Genomic DNA, 17,550 nt, shown 5'->3' with positions numbered 1-17,550 from the left:
GGGGCGTGCGGAGGCGGGCCCTCGTCGGACCGGGCTGCCACCCGGGCCGGTCGCGCCCCGCGCAGGAGCGGGACCGCGGATAGGTCGTTCCGCACGGGCGAGGCGTTAACCGCCGCTGGTGCGCGGCCGTCAGCGGTGCCGGGCGACCGCCTCCTCGATGGCGCGGCGCACGTCGTCGGCGACCGCGGGCTGCGACATCCGGCTCGCCCAGACCGCCCCCGTGCGGGCGGCGAGCGCGGCCTTCAGGCGGGGGATGGTCGGGCCGACGAGCCCGACCAGCCGGACGGCCGTGGCCTGCAGCGCGTCGCTCTCCGGCCCGGGGCCCGCGTCGAGGGCGCGGGCGAGCGCGGCGAAGGTCTGCGGGAACGCGGCGGACACGCCGGAGACCACGCCCGCGCCGCCCTTCTCGAGCACCAGTGGCAGCGTGGCGTCGTCGCCCGAGTAGAGCTCCTGGCCGTCGCGCAGGCACGGCGCGTACTCGGCGAGCCGGGCCGCCGCGCCACCCGAGAGCTTCACGCCGGCCATCCCGGGGAGGGCCATGATCCGGCCGAGCGCCTCCGGCGAGACGGCGAGGCCGGTCCGCTCCGGGAACAGGTAGGCGTAGACGCGCGCGCCCGGGAGCGCCGCGGTGATCTCCTGGAAGTGGGCCACGACCCCGTCGTCGTCGGTGGGCAGGTAGTAGGGCGTGAGCGCGGCGAACCGCGTGATCCCCAGCGGTGCGGCCGACTCGGCCAGCCGCACCACCTGCCGAGCGCTCGCGTGGCCGATGTGCGCGATGACGCGCTCCGCGCCGAGCACGGCGATCGCGCGGCCGAACAGCTCCACCCGCTCCGCGTCGTCGAGCGCCGGGAACTCGCCGGTCGTGCCCGCGACGAGCACGCCGTGCACGTGCTCGGCGAGCGACCGGAGGGTCGCGTCGAACTCGGGCAGGTCGATCCCGCCGTCCCGCCGGAACGGGACGGGGACGGCGCTGATGATCTGGGCGGTCATGGGGTCCTTCGGGGGATCAGGGCGTGGACGGGAACGGTGGCCTCGACGATGCCGCGCCGCTGCCAGGTGTAGGTGATGACCAGGGTGTCGCCGAGGAGGGTGGCCGCCGGGTAGGAGTACTCACCCCGGCCGCTGGTGCGCACGCCGCCGTCGGCGGCGCGGAAGCCGGGGCCGTCCGGCGGGAGGCCGGGGCGGCGCGTCGGGTCGTCGTCGACGGGGGTCCGGCCGTCGTCGATCGTCAGCACCTCCTGCCAGGACTCGCCGTTGTCCCGCGACCGGGACACCACGAGCGGGCAGCGGGCGCCCCAGTCGCCGCTCACGGGGTTGTGCACGCAGGCGACGGAGCCGTCCGGCAGCGGGACGACCGTCAGGGCCGAGTTGTTGTTGGGCAGGTCGACCGGGCGCGCCGCCGACCAGGTGCGGCCCCCGTCGGTCGACCGCGCGCGGTACGCCCGCCCCTCGGAGCTGCGCATCAACGCGTAGACGGCGTCGCCGTCGGACCAGAGCGCGGGCTGGATCACGCCCGGCCCGCGCAGGCCGTCCCGGTCGAGCGGGATCGGGGCGTACCGCCAGGTGGCGCCGGCGTCGGTCGAGACGTCGACGAACGACTCCCACACCGGCGGGTCCGACCAGCTCTCCCGCGAGCCCGGCGCGAGCCAGGTGCCGTCGCCGAGCAGCAGCGGCGGGTTCTTCACCGGGCCGCGCCCGCCCACGTCGCCGGGGACGAGCGGGTACTCCGGCGACCACGTCCGGCCGCCGTCGACCGAGCGGCGCACCCACGTCGTCCACCGGGAGATCAGCGGGCCGCGCTTGGCGAACAGCCACACGGCGCCGTCCGGCCCCAGGGCGAGCACGGGGTTCCAGTGCGCTTCGCCGCCCTCGACGACGATCTCCGGCGCGGTCCAGCGCGCCGCCCCGGCGGGGCGGCGGGCGAGCCAGATCCTGGTGTCGGGGCTGCCCTCGTGTTCGCCCGCGAACCAGGCCGCGAGCAGGTCGCCGTCGACGGCGAGCACGGTCGAGGCGTGCGCCTGGCGCCACGCGGGGTGGTCGACCGCGACCCACCGGCGGTGGACGGGTGGCGTCATCGCACCCCGGCCCGCCTGCGGGCCGCCCGGGCCCGGCCGACGAGCGGCCCGACGAGCGCGAGCAGCGCGAGCACCAACAGGCCGGCCGCGATGGGCTGGGACACGAGGCTGCTCGGCCCGTCGATGAGCAGCGCCCGGCGCAGGTTGGACTCGGCCAGCGGCCCGAGCAGGAGGCCGAGGACGACGGGGCCGGGCGGGAACCCGCAGCGCTTCATGACCACCCCGACCACGCCCGAGGCCAGCATGACCCACACCGTGTAGGTGTTGTTCGTGGTCGCGTAGGTCCCGACGATGCAGCAGAGCAGGATGCCCGACCACAGGTAGTGGTTGGGCAGGTCCAGCAGGCGCACGATGCCGCGGGTGCGGACGAGGCTGATGGCCAGCGACACGAGCGCCGCCATGACCATGATGCCGGCGATGCTGACCATGAGCTCGGGGTTGCGGGTGAACAGCGACGGCCCCGGCTGGATCCCCCAGATGATCATCGAGCCGATCATCACGGCCATCACGGCGTCTCCGGGGATGCCGAGCGCCATGGTGGTGGTGAGCGACCCGCCGAGGGTGGCGCTCGACGCGGTGTCCGCCGCCGTCAGGCCCTCCAGGGACCCCTTGCCGAACCGCTCGGGCTCGCGGGACAGGCGCTTGGCGCGGTCCCACCCGATGAGCCCGGCGATGTCGCCGCCGGCGGCCGGGACGACGCCGACGACCATCCCGACCACGCCGCCCACCCCGAACGGCCGTGCCATCTGCCGGTACTCGGAACGGGTCGGCCACCAGCGCCCGAGGCTCGACAGCGGTTTCACGGTGTGCGGCCGGTGGGTGAGCAGCTGGTCGAACAGTTCGGCGACCCCGAACAGGCCGATGATGACCGCGATGAACGGCAGGCCGGAGTTGAGGTCGTTGACGCCGAAGACGAACCGCGCGTCCCCGGTGATCGGGTCCCGGCCGACGGTGGCGAGCACGAGGCCCGCCACGCCCGCGATCAGCCCTTTGAGCACCGAGTCGCCCGAGACCGACACCATGACCGCGAGGCCGAACACGACCAGGGCGAACATCTCCGCCGGTCCGAACTCGAGCGCCAGCTGCGCCACGGGGCGGGCCGCGGTGACGAACAGGACCATCGACAGCAGGATCCCGCCGGTGGTCACCATCGCCGAGCTGACCAGCGCGAGCCCCGCCCTGCCCTGGCGCGCCATCGGGTAGCCGTCGAACGTGGTCGCGATCGCCGCGGGCGTGCCCGGGGTGTTGACCAGGATCGACGGGATCCGGTCGCCGTAGTTGGCGCCCACGTAGATCGTCAGCAGGACGGCGAGGCCCTGCACCGGTTCCAGGGTCAGGGTGAAGCCGGAGGCGAGCGCGACCGCCATCGACCCGGTGACGCCGGGGAAGAGCCCCACCAGGGTCCCCACCAGCAGCCCCACCACGAAGCAGGCGGCGACGGTGGGGTCGAGCAGCGCGGCGATGCCGTCGACGAACACCGTCACGGTGACACCGTCACAGGGGTACCTCCAGCACCGAGTGGAACAGCAGGTAGAGCAGCGCGGTCAGCCCGACCGGGAACGCCAGCAGCGCCGCCCAGCCCCGCCCGCCGAACAGGTACGCGCCTGCGGCCAGGAACACGGGCGTGGCCACGACGAAGCCGGCGAGCGGCCAGGCGACGACGTAGAGCGCGGCCAGCGCCACGACGAGCACGGTGCGGACCCGGCCGTCGCGGGTGGCCTCCTGCACGCCCTCCCGCCGCGCGGGCGCGCCCACCACGGCACGGCCGAGGAGCACGGCGCTGAGCGCTGCGCCGGTGGCGCCCAGCACCTGCGGCCACCACCGCGGGTCGATCCCGCCGGTCTCCACGCGCAGCTCGATGCCCCGCGCCAGCAGGAAGACCACGGCGAAGCCGGCGAGCGCGACCGCGGCCACGGCGACCTCCATCGGCTTCGACGGGCGGGCGCCGGGCGCGGCGGGCGCCCCCGAGTCGTCGGGTGCCGTCATCCGCCCTGCCCGAGGAGCGTGCCGAACCGCTCGAACTCGGCGTTGACGAACGCGGTGAACTCCTCGCTGTTCTTGTAGACCGGCAGCGACCCGCTCTTGCTGATCGTCTCGGTGAAGCTCGGGGAGTTCGCCGCCTGCTGGATGGCCGACTCGAGCTTCGAGCGGACCTCGGGCGGCAGCCCCTTGGGCGCGTAGATGCCACCCCAGCCGCCGAACTCGAGCGGGTAGCCCGCCTCTGCGGCGGTGGGGACGTCGGGCATGAGCGGGTGGCGCTCGCTGTGGAACACCGCGAGCGGGCGCACCTGCTTCTCGGCGTAGGCGGCGGACGTCGCCGCCCCGCCGCCGACGGCGGCGTCGATCTGGCCACCCGCGACCGCGGCGATGGCGGGGGCCTCACCGTCGAACGGGACCGGGGTCAGCTGCGCGCCGGTCTCCCTGGCCAGCCCCATCGCGGCGGCCTCCCAGATGGACCCGGCGCCGGAGGTGCCGACCGCGAGCGGCTGCGCCTTCGCGGCCGCGACGAAGTCCTCGAGCGTCTGGTACGGGCTGTCGACCGGCACGGAGAGCACACCCGGGCCGAGCATGATCTGGCCGAGGAAGTCGTAGTCGGCCGGGTCGACGTCGTAGTTCAAGTGCTTCAGCATCGCCACCTCGACCGGGACGAACCCGATCGTGTAGCCGTCGGGCTTCGCGTCGGCGACGTACTGCATGGCCGTGGAGCCGGCCGCGCCGGGGCGGTTCTCCACGACGACCGAGACGCCGAGGATCGGCTCGAGCTCCGAGGCGAGCGCCCGTGCGCTGAGGTCCGAGCCGCCGCCCGCGGCGGCCTGGACGATCAGCGTGATGTCCTCCTCCGGGTAGGCGGCGGCGTCCGAGCCGGACGATTCCCCGCCGCCGGCGCAGCCGGACAGGGCCAGCGCGGCCATCGCGGCGGTGGCGATCACCGCGCGCCGGGTGCAACGGATCATGGCTGACGACTCCCTCGTCGATCTTCGGTGGCGGGTGGGGGCCCGCCCGCCCCTGTGAACCGCCGGTAGGCGGTGAGCATCCGGCGCCGCGAGCCGTCGACGTGCTCGCGCAGCGTGGCCACGGCCGCCGCCTCGTCCCCGCGCTCGATCGCGGCGAGCAGGTCGACGTGGTCCTGGTAGGTGGGCCGCAGGTCGCGGTCCTCGGCGTTGGTCACCGACAGCATGTCGGCGAACGTCGGCCGGTACTGCTGCCAGACGCTGGCGAGCCGGCGATGGCCGCAGGCGTCGTAGAAGCTGGTGTGGAAGGCGAGGTCGGCGACGGCGAACGCGTGGCTGTCGCCGGCCTCGGCGGCGGCCTCCATGCGTTCGAGCGCCTCCCGCGCCGAGGCGTACGACGACCGGTCGGGGCGGGCCATGCAGGTGCGGACGGCCTCGGCCTCCAGCAGCTGGCGCAGCGAGTAGAGCTCCTCGATGTCCTGCACCGTCAGGCCGATGACGAACACCCCGCGCCTGCGCGACTCCACGAGCCCCTCGACCTCGAGCTGACGCAGCGCGTCGCGGACCGGGCCGCGGCTCACGTCGAAGGTCTCCGACAGCTGGGCCTCGACCAGGTGGGTGCCGGGTTGCAGCTCGCCGCGGATGATCAGCCGCCGCAGCTGCTGCAGCACGTGGCTGCCCAGCGCGGGCGCAGGCCGGATGCCGTCGACGGACGCGCGCCATGCGCTGCTGTTCGCGGTCACGCTCATCTCTCGGGTCGTCGGGTAACGGATTACGGTTAACCGTAAACCGTCAACGGTGGTCCGACAAGGGAGCGGGCTCGGGACTTCGTCGACCGGGCGGCCCGGTCGTCGGCTCGTCGAGGAAGATCAGCGGTGGCTGGGTGATCAGGCTGGCGGCGAGGTCGAGCCGGCGGCGCATGCCGCCGGAGAACTGGGAGACCTGCCGGTCCGCGGCGTCCTCCAGGCCGAACCGGGCGAGCAGGCGCCGCGCCGTGTCGCGCGCCGCCGCCCGGCCCAGGCCCTGCAGGCGGCCGAACAGCCACAGGTTCTCGGCGGCCGTGAGGTTCTCGTCCACCGAGGCGTACTGCCCGGTGAGGCCGATGAGCTGGCGGACCACGTGGGCGTGGCGCCGCACGTCGACGCCGAAGACCTCGGCGCGACCCCCGTCGATCGCGAGCAGGGTGGCCAGCATGCGCAGCACGGTCGTCTTGCCCGCGCCGTTGGGGCCGAGGACGCCGAAGACCTCTCCGGGCGCGACCTCGAGGTCGACGCCGTCGACGGCGCGGCGGCCGCCGAAGGTCTTGACCAGCCCCTCGGTGCGGACGGCCGGGGTGGTCGGGGATGTCGTCGTCACGCGCCGAGGGTGCGACGGTGCGGTTTCACCGGGCCCCCGGCGCGGTTTCACCCCGGGCGTTGCGGCGAAGGCGGGTGGCCTGCCCGCCCTCGCCACGTGATCGCCGCGAGCGCGGCGGCGAGCGGCAGCACGGCGATCAGGTACGCCGCGCTCAGGTCGAGCGCCGTGCCGAGCCCGGCGAGCACCACCGGCGCGCCGAGGACGGCGGTGCCGGACGCCAGCGCCCCGAAGGCGGGGCCGCGCACGTCGGACATGCCCGGCACCTGGACCAGGCGGGCGAGGGTGACGGGGTAGAAGGCGGCCGTGCCCAGCCCGGCGACCGCGAGCCCGGCGACGACCGGCGCCGGGCCGTCGGGCACGGCGACCGCGAGCGTTCCCGCGACGACGACCGCGCACCCGGCGGGCACGACCGGGAACCCGCGCCCGATCAGCCACGGCGCCCCGTACCGGCCGACGGCCATGCCGATCAGGAACGCCACGGCCGCGGCCCCGGCGGGCCCCGGGGCGAGCCCGGCGTCCTGCAGCCGGGCGGCGGCCCAGATCGTGAAGCAGAACTCGACCGACACCCCGAGCACCACGGTCACCCAGGCCACGGCGACGCGCCGCGCGGGCGGCCGGGGCGACACCGCCTCCGGCGCGGCCCGCGCCGGTCCGGGGGCCCAGCCCGCGGTCGCCGCGATGGCCACGAGCGGCGGCACGGCGAGCAGCAGCGCGAACCGTCCGCTGCCCAGCTGCGCGTCGAGCGTCCCCACCGACAGCGGGCCCAGGATGCCGCACACGCTGGAGGCCGCGTTGACCCGCGCCAGGCGTGCGCCGACCGCGGGACCCCGCAGCAGGGCGGGCGTGACCATGACGAGCCCGGCGGAGCCGGTGCCGAGCAGCAGCGCGCCGGCCGCGGCGAGGAAGGCCGTGGTCCCGGTACCGAGCAGCGCCGCCCCGGCGGCGGCGACCAGCGCGGCGCCGCGCAGCACGGGTCGCGGGCCGCGGCCCAGGAGCACGGGCCCCGCCGCGCCCACCAGCAGCAGTCCGACGCCGAACGACGAGGAGAGCCACACCAGCCCCGCGGGAGGCCGGTCCAGGTCGCGGGCGAGCAACACCAGGCACGCGCCGAGGCTGTTGATCGTGAACCCGACGGCGGCCGGGCCCGGGGCGACCCGCAGGACGACGTTGCGGGGCTGCGTCGAGGAACCGCTCGCGAGCCCGCTCACCGGCGCGGGGCGGCGTGGTCGAGGCGGGTGCCGGTCGGCAGGACCGCGCGCGCGGTGGCGAGCTCCACGGGAACCTCCGATTAAACTCGGCTTTCGAGGATAATCGGTGCCGGGACGTCGCGGTAGCGGTTGGTGCGCGCCGCCGGGACCTCGCGCGACCGCGCGAGCCGGTGACACCGGTCCGTACCAGCCGATGCGCGGGCCGCGCCGCGACCGTGGTCAGCCGTTGATCTCGCTGGGGCTGCGCCGGAGGCTCGCGGAGCAGGCGAGCGCGAGCAGCACCAGCAGCGGGACGACGCCCGCGGTCACCTCGTAGCGCCAGTCGCCGGTGCGGCCGGTGCCGGGGTCGCCGTCGACGACGACCACCGCGACGACCAGCACGAGCGTGAGCACCGCCGCTGCGGCGGCTGCGCGCCGCAGCCCGCCGGCGCCGCCCGCGCACAGGCCGAGCAGGGCGACCGTGGCCAGCCCGCCCACGAGCACCAGCAGCGCGAGGGCCTGCGCCGGGACGAGATCGACCAGCGTGCCCGCCACCGGGTCGCCGTAGCCGATCCGCTCGACCCGCGCCACCGGCACGAAGAGCGCGACCAGCAGCGCCAGCGCCACGCCGCCCCGCAGTGCCCACACCCGGAGGTCCCCCGTCGCCTCGCGCAGCTGCCGCTCCAGGTCGGCTCGGGTCGGCTCGTCGGGCGTCGCCATGATCGAAGCCTGCCACGGCCGGCGCTCGCGGGCGGTGCGCCCGCCCGGAGCCCGCGCATGCCCCGGCGCAGGCCGGCGGCCACGACGGCCTCGAGGCGGTCCGGCGGGCCGAATGCGAGCAGGGCCTTGCCGACCCCGGTGCGGTGGGCGAGCACGGGGCCCCGGGCCGCGACGGGATGACCTGGTCCTGGGTCAGGGCTCGATCTCGCCCGAGCCGCGGGCGATCAGTTCGACCGGCAGGACGATGCGCTGCGGTGGCTCGGCGTAGCCGTCGATCCGGGCGAACAGCAGGCGGGCAGCCTGCCTGCCCATCTCCGTCACGTCGTGGGCGACGACGGTGACGGGCGGGGTGAGCAGGTCGGCCAGGTCGAAGTCGTCGAAGCCGATCAGCGCGACCCGGCTCTCCCGCCCCGCCTCGCGCAGGGCGCGGGCGGCGCCGATCGTGCAGACGTTGTTCAGCGTGAACAGCGCGGTGGGGGGATCCACCGCCGCGAGCAGCTCGGCCGCGGCGGCGTGGGCCTGGTCGGCGGTCTCCCGGTTCAGGCGGACGAGCCGCTCGTCGGGCGCGATCCCGGCCTCGGCGAGCGCCGCCTCGTGGCCGCGCAACCGCTCCCGCACGGTGTGGAGGTCGGGCAGGGCGCCGATCACGCCGATCCGCCGGTGCCCGTGCGCGACGAGGTGGGCGGTGGCCGCGCGCCCGCCTGCGAAGTCGTCGCTGAGGATCGTGTCGGCGGTGAGCCGGCTCGGCGGCCGGTCGACGAACACCACGGGGGTCCCCATCGCCTGCTCGGCGGACAGGAACGAGTGGTCGGGCCCGTTGGGCTCGACGAGCAGCCCGTCGACGCGGCGGGAGGACAGGGCGAGCAGGGTCTCGCGTTCGCGCTCCGCCGAGCGGGAGCCCGCGGTGAGGACCAGGGCGCCGCGTTCCTCGGCGATCTCCTCGACGCCGCGGATGAGGTCGTCGTAGAAGCGGGTCGAGGATCGCCGCAGCGCGAGCCCGATCGTGCCGGTCCGGTGGCCCCTGCGCAGGTCGCGGGCCAGGTCGTTGCGGCGGAACCCGACCTCGGACGCGATGTCGAGGATCCGCTGCGCGGTCGCGGGGGACACCCCGCCCTCCCCGTTGAGCACCCGCGACACGCTCTTGATGCTCACCCCGACCCGGTCGGCGATGTCCTTCATGGTCGGGCGGCTCGGCGGCCGCCGCCGACGGGCCGGGTCGCCCTGGTTGCCGGGGGGATCGTCCAGGGTTTCGACATCCGTCCGTCTTGACAGGCCCACCGGGACAGTGTGCACTACGTCAACGTTGACCGTCATCGTTGACGTAGCTGTGAGAGGAGTCGGGTGTCGACCTCCATCGAGGCCGCTGACCGGACCGGGCCGAGCACCGGCGAGCAGATCGCGGTCGTGGTGCCGCACGTGCACTGGGACCGCGAGTGGTACGAGCCGTTCGAGGTGATGCGGTTCCACCTCGTCCGCTTCCTGGACGAGCTCGTCGACACGCTGGAGGCCGAGCCCGATCTCCCCGCCTTCCTGCTGGACGGGCAGGCGGTCATCGTGGAGGACTACCTGGAGGTCCGCCGCGCCCAGCGCGACCGGCTCACGGCGCTGGTCCGCGCGGGGCGGCTGCGCCCCGGCCCGTTCTACGTGCAGCCCGACGAGTTCCACGTCTCCGGCGAGGGCCTGGTCCGCAACCTGCTCATCGGGTGCCGGGTGTCGGCGGAGCTCGGGTGGGTGATGCGCGAGGGCTACCTTCCGGACACGTTCGGCCACGTCCACCAGCTGCCGCAGATCCTGCGCGGCTTCGGCATCTCGACCTTCTACGCGATGCGGGGCTTCGGCCAGGACGTCGACGAGACGGGCAGCCAGTTCTGGTGGGAGGCGCCCGACGGGTCGAGGGTGCTGGTCGAGTGGCTGTCGGAGAGCTACTCGAACGCCGCCGTGCTGACCGGTGACGCCGCCGCGATGCGGCTGCACCACGGCACGCTCGTGCGCTACGACTCCCTGCCGGAGCTTCTGGACCGACTCGGCCGCCGCGCGCCGACCGGCGTGCTGCTGCTGCTCAACGGGGGTGACCACCTGCGCGTCCAGAGCGGCGTGCCGGAGATGGTGCGGTCGCTGGACAAGGACGTGCCGACGGCGCTGCGGCTGGGCGGGCTGGAGGAGTTCCACGAGCTCGTGGCCGAGCGCCCGCTGCCCGACCGGGTCGAGCGCGGCGAGTTCCGCCACGGGCGGCGCCACGACGTCTTCGACGGCATCGCCTCCACCCGCACGCCGATGAAGGGGCTGGCCGAACGCACCGAGAGCCTGCTCGCCACCCAGGCGGAACGGCTGGACGCGCTCGCGACGCTGGTCGACGGCCGCTCGTCGCGGGACCTGCTGCACCACGCGTGGCGCGAGCTGGTCAAGAACTACGCCCACGACTCCATCTGCGGCTGCTCCGTCGACGAGGTGCACGCCGAGATGGAGACCCGCTTCGGAAAGATCGAGCAGATCGCCGCAACCGTCGCCGACGACGCGGTGGAGCGGATCGCGCGGGCGGCGGCGCCCGACGCGCCGCCCGGGGAGATCCCCGTCGTCGTGGTCAACCCGAGCGGCTTCGCCCGCAGCGGCCCGGTCGAAGTGCAGGTCGTCCCCGACCTCGACGCGCCGTTGGGCACGCGGACGTTCGGGTGGACCCAGGGCGACGGGGTCGACCTGTCGCGCTACCGGCTGCTCGACCCGGACGGCCGTCCGATCCCGTTCACCGTCGCCGCCGGCGGCGACGTGGCCGTGGTCGACGCGCTGGACCGCCGCAAGGAGGTCCGCCGCGACGCCGTCGCGTTCACGGCCGAGGACGTCCCCGCCCTCGGCCGGTCGGTGTACCGCCTGGTGCCGGGCGAGGACACGCCCGTCCGGTCGGCCACCGAACCGCCGCGGGAGTCGCCCCGCCGCCTCGACAACGGGATCCTCGCCGTCGAGCTCGCAGCCGACGGCACGCTCTCGGTGACCGCGGCCGACACCGGCTACCGCGCCACCGGCCTGCTGGAGCTGCTCGACGACGGCGACCGCGGCGACGAGTACGGGTTCGGCGCGGTCGACGGGGACGAGCCGATCTCGTCGCGCACCGCGACCTGGCGGCCGGGCACCGTCACCGGCCCGCACGAGATGCTCGGCCACACCCGGCTCACCGTCCCCGCGGGCCTGACGCAGGACCGCACGGGCCGAACGTCGGCCACGGAGGAGTTGCCGGTCGCGCTGCGCGTCACCCTCCTCCCCGGCGAGGACCTCGTGCGGGTCGCGCTGACGGTGGACAACCGCGCCCGCGACCACCGGGTCCGGCTGCGGTTCCCCACCGGCCTCGGCGCGGGCCGGACGGTGGCCGAGTCCGCCTTCGGGGTCGTGCACCGCGGCCCGGTCTCCGGCGACCACGCGGGCTGGCAGGAGCCGCCGTCGGGCGCGTGCGCCATGCGCCGGTTCGTCGCGACCGAGGACGGCGAGCAGGGGATGCAGATCCTCACCGAGGGCCTGCACGAGTACACCTGCGCCGCGGACGGCACGGTCGACGTCACCGCCCTGCGGGCCGTCGGCTGGCTCGCCCGCACCGACCACCCCGCGCGCCCGCACAAGATCGGCCCGGAGCTGCCGACCCCGCAGGCGCAGTGCCCCGGCGTGCACACCTTCCGGCTCGGGCTGCGGCCCTACCGCCCCTCCGCCGGGCCCGGGCAGCTCTACCGGGCGGCCGAGCGCTTCGCGACGCCCCTGCGCGCGGTGGCGGTGCAGGGCGCGGTGGCGGTGCAGGGCGCGGCCCGCCAGCCCCGGCCGCACACCCCCGACGTCGGGCTCGCGGTCGAGCCGGAGGGCGTCGTGCTGTCGGCGGTCAAGACCGCCGAGGACGGCGACGGCCTGGTCGTCCGGGTGTTCAACAGCACCGACGAGCCGGTCACCGCCCAGCTGCACGCCCGGTTCGCCGTCGGCGCCGCCCGGCGGTGCGACCTCGAGGAGCGGGACCTGGACGACGGGTCGGCCGTCGAGCTGGAGCGGGCGGGGACGACCCGGATCCGGTTCCCCCTGGCGGCCGGCCAGATCGCGACCGTGCGGTTGACCGATCTCGACGAGGAGAAAGGTGCGCGCAGATGACCGTGAAGCTCAGCCGGCGGGAGGTGCTGCGGCTGGCCGTGCTGGGTGGCGCCGCGGCCACGGTGACGGGGTGCGCCGCGGCCCCGTCCGGCGTGACGTGGCAGGCCATCCCCTCCTACTCGTTGCAGGGCACCGACCCGAAGCGGGTCGACTACCTGAGGTCGGTGCTCGACGCCTTCCAGGCGGAGTCCGGGGTGGCGATCGCGCCGGCCGTCACCAGCGCCGACACCGCCGCCGCCATGGCCAAGTTGCTCCTGCAGGCCTCCCAGGGGAGGGCGCCGGACGTCTCCCAGGTCGACGGGTACGTCTTCGGCCGGATGGCCCCCTACGCCCGGCCGATCACCAGCCAGGTGGCGGCCGCGGGCCTCGACGTCGACGACTGGTTCCCGAGCCTGCGCCCGATCATGACCGGCTCCGGGCCCGACGTGCGGTCGCTGCCGTTCACCACCGACGTGCGCGTCCTCTACCACCGCAAGGACCTGGTGCCGACCCCGCCCAGCACGTGGGACGAGCTGATCGCCGTCGCCCGCCCGCTCGCCGAGCAGGGCCACGCCGTGCTGTTCCCGGGTGGCCGCAGCGAGGGCGCGGTCGCCACCACGCTGTGGCCGCAGTACTGGGCGCAGGGGCTGGAGCTGTTCGACGCCTCGGGGCAGCCCGCCTTCGGCAGCGGGCCCGGGTACGCCGCCATGCGCGACGCGCTCGCGGTGGTGGAGCGCTGCGTCGCCGAGGGCGTCACGCCGCGCCGCGTCGCCACGTTCGGCAAGGAGGACGACCTCAACAGCGACGTCGTCGCCGGCCGGGTCGCGATGTTCATCGGCGGCAGCTGGCAGGCGGCCGCGCTCAACAACGCGCTGCCCACCGGCGACTTCTTCGACACCTGGGCCGTCGCGCCCATCCCCAGCATCTCCGGCGAGCGCCACGTCACCACCGCGGGCGGATGGGTGTGGGCGGCGTTCAGCGACGACCCGGAGGAGGTCGACGCCGGCATCGACTGGGTCGTCCGGGCCTACGTCGGCGACGACGGGATGGCGGCCTGGTGCACCGCGGGCGGCTACCTGCCACCTCGGCAGAGCGTCTACTCCAACCCGGCCTACCAGCAGAACCCGTTCACCCCCGTCTTCCGCGACCACCTCGCCGCGTACTCGCGGACGCGCCCGGGTGCCCGCAAGTACCTCGCCGTGTCCAACAGCCTGCAGATCGCCCTGTCCAGCGTCGCGTCCGGCACCACGAGCGCCGCCGAGGCCCTGGACCAGGCCCTCGACCGCATCGTCTGACGGCCTTCCCACCCCACCCGCTCCGACCCGTGGACGGCACACCATGACCACCTCCCTCAGCGCCGAGGCCACCAGCACCCGACCCCCGACCCGGCAGGACCGGCCGCCCGGCCGCGACCGCTTCGCGCACCCCGGCAGAGCGGCGTGGCCGTGGCTGCTCCCGCTCGGCCTGCTGCTCGCGCTCGTGCTCGTCTACCCGGTGGTCGAGATCGTCCGGTTGAGCTTCACCGACGCCAGCCTCGTCTCCGGGGAGCCCTACCGGTTCACCCTCGACACCTACCGCTCGCTCGCCCGCGGCACCGACTTCCAGCAGACGCTGGGCATCACGTTCGTGTTCGTGCTGTTCAGCACGGTTTTCCAGCTCCTCATCGGGTTCGCGGCCGCGCTGCTCGTGCACGGCGCGGAACGGCGCGGCCTGCGCGGCACCGTGGTCACCCGGGCGGTCGTCATGGCCGCGTGGGCGATCCCGGGCGTGGTCATCGGGGTGATCTGGGGCCTGCTGTACCAGGAGACCGGGTCCGGCATCCTCAACCACGGCCTGTCCCTGCTCGGGTTCTCCGGCCAGGCGCCGTTCCTGTCCGACCCCGACCTCGCCCTCACCTCGGTGATCGTCGCCAACGTGTGGCGGGGCACCGCCTTCTCGATGATCCTCTGCTACGCCGGGCTCAAGACGATCCCGGACGACGTCTACGAGGCGGCGCGCATCGACGGCGCGCGGGCGCACCAGATCCTCGGCCGGATCACGGTGCCGCTGATGCTGCCGATCCTCACGACCACGCTCGTGCTGGTCGTGGTCGAGACGTTCAACACCTTCGACATGGTGCTCGCGCTCACCGGCGGCGGGCCGGGCACCGCGACGCAGGTGCTCGCGCTCGGCGTCTACGACGAGCTGTTCAACCAGCTCAACCTCGGCCGCGGCGCCGCGATGGCCGTGGTCCTCATGGCGCTCAACGTGGTGATGATCGCGCTCTACCTCCGGCTGGTCGAGCGCCAGGAGGGGGTGGCCTGACATGCGCGGAGACCGGATCGGGCGGGCCGGCTACCACCTCGGCCAGGCCGTGCTCGTGATCGCGTTCGCCTTCCCGCTGGCGTGGGTGCTGTCGCTGTCGCTCAAGACCGGCCCGGAGACCCTGCAGTCGCCGCCGAGCCTGCTGCCGGAGTCGCCGCAGTGGGGCAACTACGCCACGGTGCTGGAGAACACCCCGATCGGGCGGTACCTCGTGAACTCGCTGTTCCTCGTCGCCGTCAGCGTCACCGGCGCGCTGCTGGTGGCGGTCCCCGCCGCGTACGGGCTGTCCCGGTTCGTCTTCCGCGGCAGGCGGACCTACTCCCGCGGCGTGCTGGCCGCCCAGCTCGTGTCCCCGCTGATCATCGCCGTCCCGGCGTACCGGCTGTTCGTGGCCCTCGGGCTCGTCGACAGCTACGTCGGCCTGGTGCTGATCTACATCGCGATGATCGCGCCGTTCCTCACCTGGTTCCTCAAGACCTACCTCGACACCGTGCCGAGGGCGCTCGACGAGGCCGCGATGATCGACGGCTGCTCCCGGCTGCGGACGGTCGTCTCGGTGATCCTGCCGACCATCCGGCCCGGGCTCGCCTCGGCGGCGATCCTCGGCGGCGTCACGACGTGGTCGCAGTTCGCGGTGCCGTTCATCCTGCTCGACACCCGCGAGCTGTTCCCGGTGTCGGTCGGCGTCGTCAACCTGCAGCAGACCGCGGGCGAGATCACCACGCAGTACCTGGCGGCGGGCAGCGTCCTCGCCGTCGCCCCGGTGATCGTGCTGTTCGTGGTGTTCCAGCGGCACATCGTCGGCGCGCTCACCGCCGGAGCGGTCAAGGGCTGAGCGCCCTCACGCGGGCGGCCGCGGCCCCGCGGCCCGCCGCAGCCGGTTGGCGATGGCGAGGCCCAGCCCGTGCTCCTCCGGCAGCGACGCGACGACGAGGTCGCAGCCTTCCCGGTCGAACTCGCGGAGGAAGCCGTAGAGCCGGTGCGCGTACGCCGCGGTCGAGGCGGGCACCGCCACCACGGCGTGCGCCTTCACCTCGGCGCCGGCGCCGGCGACGGCGGGCGGCAGCAGCACGCCCACCCGCTCGCCCCGGTCGTGCGCGCGCTCGGCCTCGACGACGACGTCGTCGGGCGCGACGAGCACGACCCGTGCGCGCGGCGCGTAGTGCGACGGGTGCTGTCCGGGCACCCGGATGCTGCTCGACCCGGGCACCGCGAGCGGGCGATCCAGCGCGGCCTCGAGGTCCTCCCGGGTCACCCCGCCGGGCCGCAGGATGGTCGGTTCCCCGCCGGTGACGTCGACGATCGTCGACTCGACCCCGACCGCGCACGGCCCGCCGTCGAGGACGAGGTCGACGGCGTCGCCGAGCTCGGCGCGCACGTGGGCGGCCGTGGTGGGGCTGACCGAGCCGAAGCGGTTGGCCGACGGGGCCGCGACGCCGCCGCCGAACGCCGACAGCAGGGCGAGCGCGACGGGGTGGTTCGGGACGCGGATCGCAGCCGTCTCCAGCCCGCCGGTCGTCGCGTCCGGGATCCGGGGGCTGCGGCGCAGGACCAGCGTGAGCGGGCCCGGCCAGAAGCGCTCGGCCAGCACGCGCGCGGGCTCGGGCACGTCGGCGGCCCAGTCGTCGAGCTGGTCGGCGCGCGCGATGTGGACGATCAGCGGGTGGGTGGGTGGGCGGCCCTTCACCGCGAACACGCGGCCGACGGCGGCTGCGTCCTCGGCGTTGGCGCCCAGCCCGTAGACGGTCTCGGTCGGGAAGGCGACCAGGCCGCTGGCGCGCAGCACGCCCGCCGCCTCCGCGATGGCGGCCTCCGGGATGGTGCTGGTACCCGCCGACACCGTCGATCCTCCCACCGTTCACCGGACCGATGCCGGCCCGGCCCAGCAGGATATGCGCCCGGTGCCCGACGAAGGCGCGGGGGCGATACGCCTGCCGGACCAGCGCGGCTGCGCCCAGGCCCCTGTCGCCGCTCAGCCGGACGGAGGATGATGCGCGATCATCGAGCGGTGCGATCGACGAGCCTGGTCATCACGTCGCCGAACGGGGAGCGCCGCTCGGTCGAGCTGCGCAAGGAGCGGGTGAGCATCGGCCGGGGGAGTCCGACCTCCCAACCGGACATCGAGCTCGGCCCCGACCAGCAGCGGTGGGTGAGTCGCGTGCACTGCGTGCTCGAGTTCCGGGCAGGCGCCTGGTACGCGAGCGACAACACGACGGTCAACGGCACGCTGATCCGCCGGGGAGACCGGACGACCAGGCTCGAGGGCACGGCGCGGCTCCAGCACGGCGACACGATCCTCATCCTCGGCGACGTCGATTCCTCGGGTGGAGCCCGCTACTGGAGCCTCGCCTACGTCGACCCGTACGTGACGCGGCCCGCGGAGCGGCTGCAGCTGCCCGAGGAGCGCCCACGGGTCGAGGTCGACTGGGTGGGCGCGCGGGTGTTCCGCCGGATCGACGGAAGGCGCGAGGAGGTCGTCGGTCTCCGGCCGAAGGCCTACCAACTGGTTCGTTACATGGCCGACCGGAGCGCCCGCAACCACGGAGCGCCCGTCGTGTGCGAGTACACCGAGTTGATCACCGCGCTGTGGGGGGAGCGGCACGAGTGGCCGCCGGGACGGTCGTTCACGAAGGAGGACGTCCGTGACGTGGTCAACGACGCGCGGGCCCGGCTCGAGCTCGACAAATCGCGGCCCCGACTGATCGAGACCGTGCGCGGCATCGGCTACCGGCTGGCGGCATGGGTCGAGCCCAACCGTCCCGGTGCCACGCGGGTCGACGACGTCGATGAATCTCCCATGGTCGAGCCCTCCCACGCCACGCGAGACTCGAGCCCTGCCGCCGGTGCCTGAGCGGCGCACCG

General features: G+C 74.8%; 15 protein-coding genes and 1 pseudogene. 5 read left to right on the top strand and 11 right to left on the bottom strand.

Annotated elements, in window-relative coordinates:
* Positions 1-129 precede the first annotated feature (129 nt).
* From VKZ81_RS32515 to VKZ81_RS32470, 10 genes and pseudogenes are all read right to left on the bottom strand, one after another.
* A complete protein-coding gene (locus tag VKZ81_RS32515) occupies positions 130-990 on the bottom strand; it encodes a dihydrodipicolinate synthase family protein (RefSeq protein ID WP_324245587.1) in 861 nt (286 codons plus the stop codon).
* Positions 987-2,075 carry a sialidase family protein gene (locus VKZ81_RS32510; protein WP_324245586.1) on the bottom strand — a complete coding sequence of 363 codons (1,089 nt, stop codon included), beginning with the start codon at positions 2,073-2,075 and terminating at the stop codon, positions 987-989. The genes VKZ81_RS32515 and VKZ81_RS32510 overlap by 4 nt, the downstream gene beginning before the upstream one ends.
* Positions 2,072-3,559, bottom strand: coding sequence for a tripartite tricarboxylate transporter permease (locus VKZ81_RS32505; RefSeq protein ID WP_324245585.1), 1,488 nt, complete (start codon positions 3,557-3,559; stop codon positions 2,072-2,074). Before VKZ81_RS32505 ends, VKZ81_RS32510 begins: the two co-directional genes overlap by 4 nt.
* Before the next feature lie 10 nt (positions 3,560-3,569).
* A complete protein-coding gene (locus VKZ81_RS32500) occupies positions 3,570-4,061 on the bottom strand; it encodes a tripartite tricarboxylate transporter TctB family protein (RefSeq protein WP_324245584.1) in 492 nt (163 codons plus the stop codon).
* Positions 4,058-5,029, bottom strand: coding sequence for a tripartite tricarboxylate transporter substrate binding protein (locus tag VKZ81_RS32495; RefSeq protein ID WP_324245583.1), 972 nt, complete (start codon positions 5,027-5,029; stop codon positions 4,058-4,060). Before VKZ81_RS32495 ends, VKZ81_RS32500 begins: the two co-directional genes overlap by 4 nt.
* Positions 5,026-5,775, bottom strand: coding sequence for a GntR family transcriptional regulator (locus VKZ81_RS32490; protein WP_324245582.1), 750 nt, complete (start codon positions 5,773-5,775; stop codon positions 5,026-5,028). Before VKZ81_RS32490 ends, VKZ81_RS32495 begins: the two co-directional genes overlap by 4 nt.
* A 94-nt stretch (positions 5,776-5,869) precedes the next feature.
* Positions 5,870-6,382, bottom strand: a pseudogene (locus tag VKZ81_RS32485) (ABC transporter ATP-binding protein); the annotation flags it as partial.
* A 47-nt stretch (positions 6,383-6,429) separates the two neighbouring features.
* Entirely contained in the window at positions 6,430-7,590 is a 1,161-nt protein-coding gene (locus VKZ81_RS32480; RefSeq protein WP_324245581.1) for a hypothetical protein, read from the bottom strand.
* A gap of 219 nt (positions 7,591-7,809) precedes the next feature.
* Complete coding sequence (locus tag VKZ81_RS32475) at positions 7,810-8,289, bottom strand: hypothetical protein (RefSeq protein ID WP_324245580.1); 480 nt, start codon at positions 8,287-8,289, stop codon at positions 7,810-7,812.
* A gap of 192 nt (positions 8,290-8,481) precedes the next feature.
* Positions 8,482-9,468, bottom strand: a complete 987-nt coding sequence (locus VKZ81_RS32470; RefSeq protein ID WP_324245579.1) for a LacI family DNA-binding transcriptional regulator — start codon at positions 9,466-9,468, stop codon at positions 8,482-8,484.
* 162 nt (positions 9,469-9,630) lie between these two features.
* On the opposite strand from VKZ81_RS32470, the gene VKZ81_RS32465 reads away from it, so the two are divergent.
* The 4 genes from VKZ81_RS32465 to VKZ81_RS32450 are packed head-to-tail and all read left to right on the top strand — an operon-like array spanning position 9,631 to position 15,523.
* On the top strand, positions 9,631-12,405 hold the full coding sequence (locus tag VKZ81_RS32465) for an alpha-mannosidase (protein WP_324245578.1): 2,775 nt from the start codon (positions 9,631-9,633) through the stop codon (positions 12,403-12,405).
* Complete coding sequence (locus VKZ81_RS32460) at positions 12,402-13,679, top strand: extracellular solute-binding protein (protein WP_324245577.1); 1,278 nt, start codon at positions 12,402-12,404, stop codon at positions 13,677-13,679. Before VKZ81_RS32465 ends, VKZ81_RS32460 begins: the two co-directional genes overlap by 4 nt.
* A gap of 43 nt (positions 13,680-13,722) precedes the next feature.
* Entirely contained in the window at positions 13,723-14,688 is a 966-nt protein-coding gene (locus VKZ81_RS32455; protein WP_324245576.1) for a carbohydrate ABC transporter permease, read from the top strand.
* Between the two features lies 1 nt (position 14,689).
* Positions 14,690-15,523 carry a carbohydrate ABC transporter permease gene (locus VKZ81_RS32450; protein WP_324245575.1) on the top strand — a complete coding sequence of 278 codons (834 nt, stop codon included), beginning with the start codon at positions 14,690-14,692 and terminating at the stop codon, positions 15,521-15,523.
* A gap of 6 nt (positions 15,524-15,529) precedes the next feature.
* Here the strand turns inward: VKZ81_RS32450 and VKZ81_RS32445 are convergent, their stop codons facing one another.
* Positions 15,530-16,528, bottom strand: coding sequence for an L-threonylcarbamoyladenylate synthase (locus VKZ81_RS32445; RefSeq protein ID WP_324245574.1), 999 nt, complete (start codon positions 16,526-16,528; stop codon positions 15,530-15,532).
* A gap of 168 nt (positions 16,529-16,696) precedes the next feature.
* Between VKZ81_RS32445 and VKZ81_RS32440 the strand changes: the two genes are divergently transcribed.
* Positions 16,697-17,539: an FHA domain-containing protein gene (locus VKZ81_RS32440; protein WP_324245573.1), complete on the top strand. Its 843-nt coding sequence runs from the start codon at positions 16,697-16,699 to the stop codon at positions 17,537-17,539.
* Positions 17,540-17,550 lie beyond the last annotated feature (11 nt).

It is taken from the genome of Pseudonocardia sp., assembly GCF_035305885.1.
GTDB lineage: Bacteria > Actinomycetota > Actinomycetes > Mycobacteriales > Pseudonocardiaceae > Pseudonocardia.
Note: the sequence above shows the minus strand (reverse complement) of the source record. Positions and strands in the feature narration are given on the sequence as shown.

Excerpts from the sequence above, each read along its gene's own strand:
- VKZ81_RS32515 (WP_324245587.1), bottom strand. The coding sequence starts at position 990 with ATGACCGCCCAGATCATCAGCGCCGTCCCCGTCCCGTTCCGGCGGGAC.
- VKZ81_RS32510 (WP_324245586.1), bottom strand. The coding sequence starts at position 2,075 with ATGACGCCACCCGTCCACCGCCGGTGGGTCGCGGTCGACCACCCCGCG.
- VKZ81_RS32500 (WP_324245584.1), bottom strand. The coding sequence starts at position 4,061 with ATGACGGCACCCGACGACTCGGGGGCGCCCGCCGCGCCCGGCGCCCGC.
- VKZ81_RS32495 (WP_324245583.1), bottom strand. The coding sequence starts at position 5,029 with ATGATCCGTTGCACCCGGCGCGCGGTGATCGCCACCGCCGCGATGGCC.
- VKZ81_RS32490 (WP_324245582.1), bottom strand. The coding sequence starts at position 5,775 with ATGAGCGTGACCGCGAACAGCAGCGCATGGCGCGCGTCCGTCGACGGC.
- VKZ81_RS32475 (WP_324245580.1), bottom strand. The coding sequence starts at position 8,289 with ATGGCGACGCCCGACGAGCCGACCCGAGCCGACCTGGAGCGGCAGCTG.
- VKZ81_RS32470 (WP_324245579.1), bottom strand. The coding sequence starts at position 9,468 with ATGAAGGACATCGCCGACCGGGTCGGGGTGAGCATCAAGAGCGTGTCG.
- VKZ81_RS32460 (WP_324245577.1), top strand. The coding sequence starts at position 12,402 with ATGACCGTGAAGCTCAGCCGGCGGGAGGTGCTGCGGCTGGCCGTGCTG.
- VKZ81_RS32455 (WP_324245576.1), top strand. The coding sequence starts at position 13,723 with ATGACCACCTCCCTCAGCGCCGAGGCCACCAGCACCCGACCCCCGACC.
- VKZ81_RS32450 (WP_324245575.1), top strand. The coding sequence starts at position 14,690 with ATGCGCGGAGACCGGATCGGGCGGGCCGGCTACCACCTCGGCCAGGCC.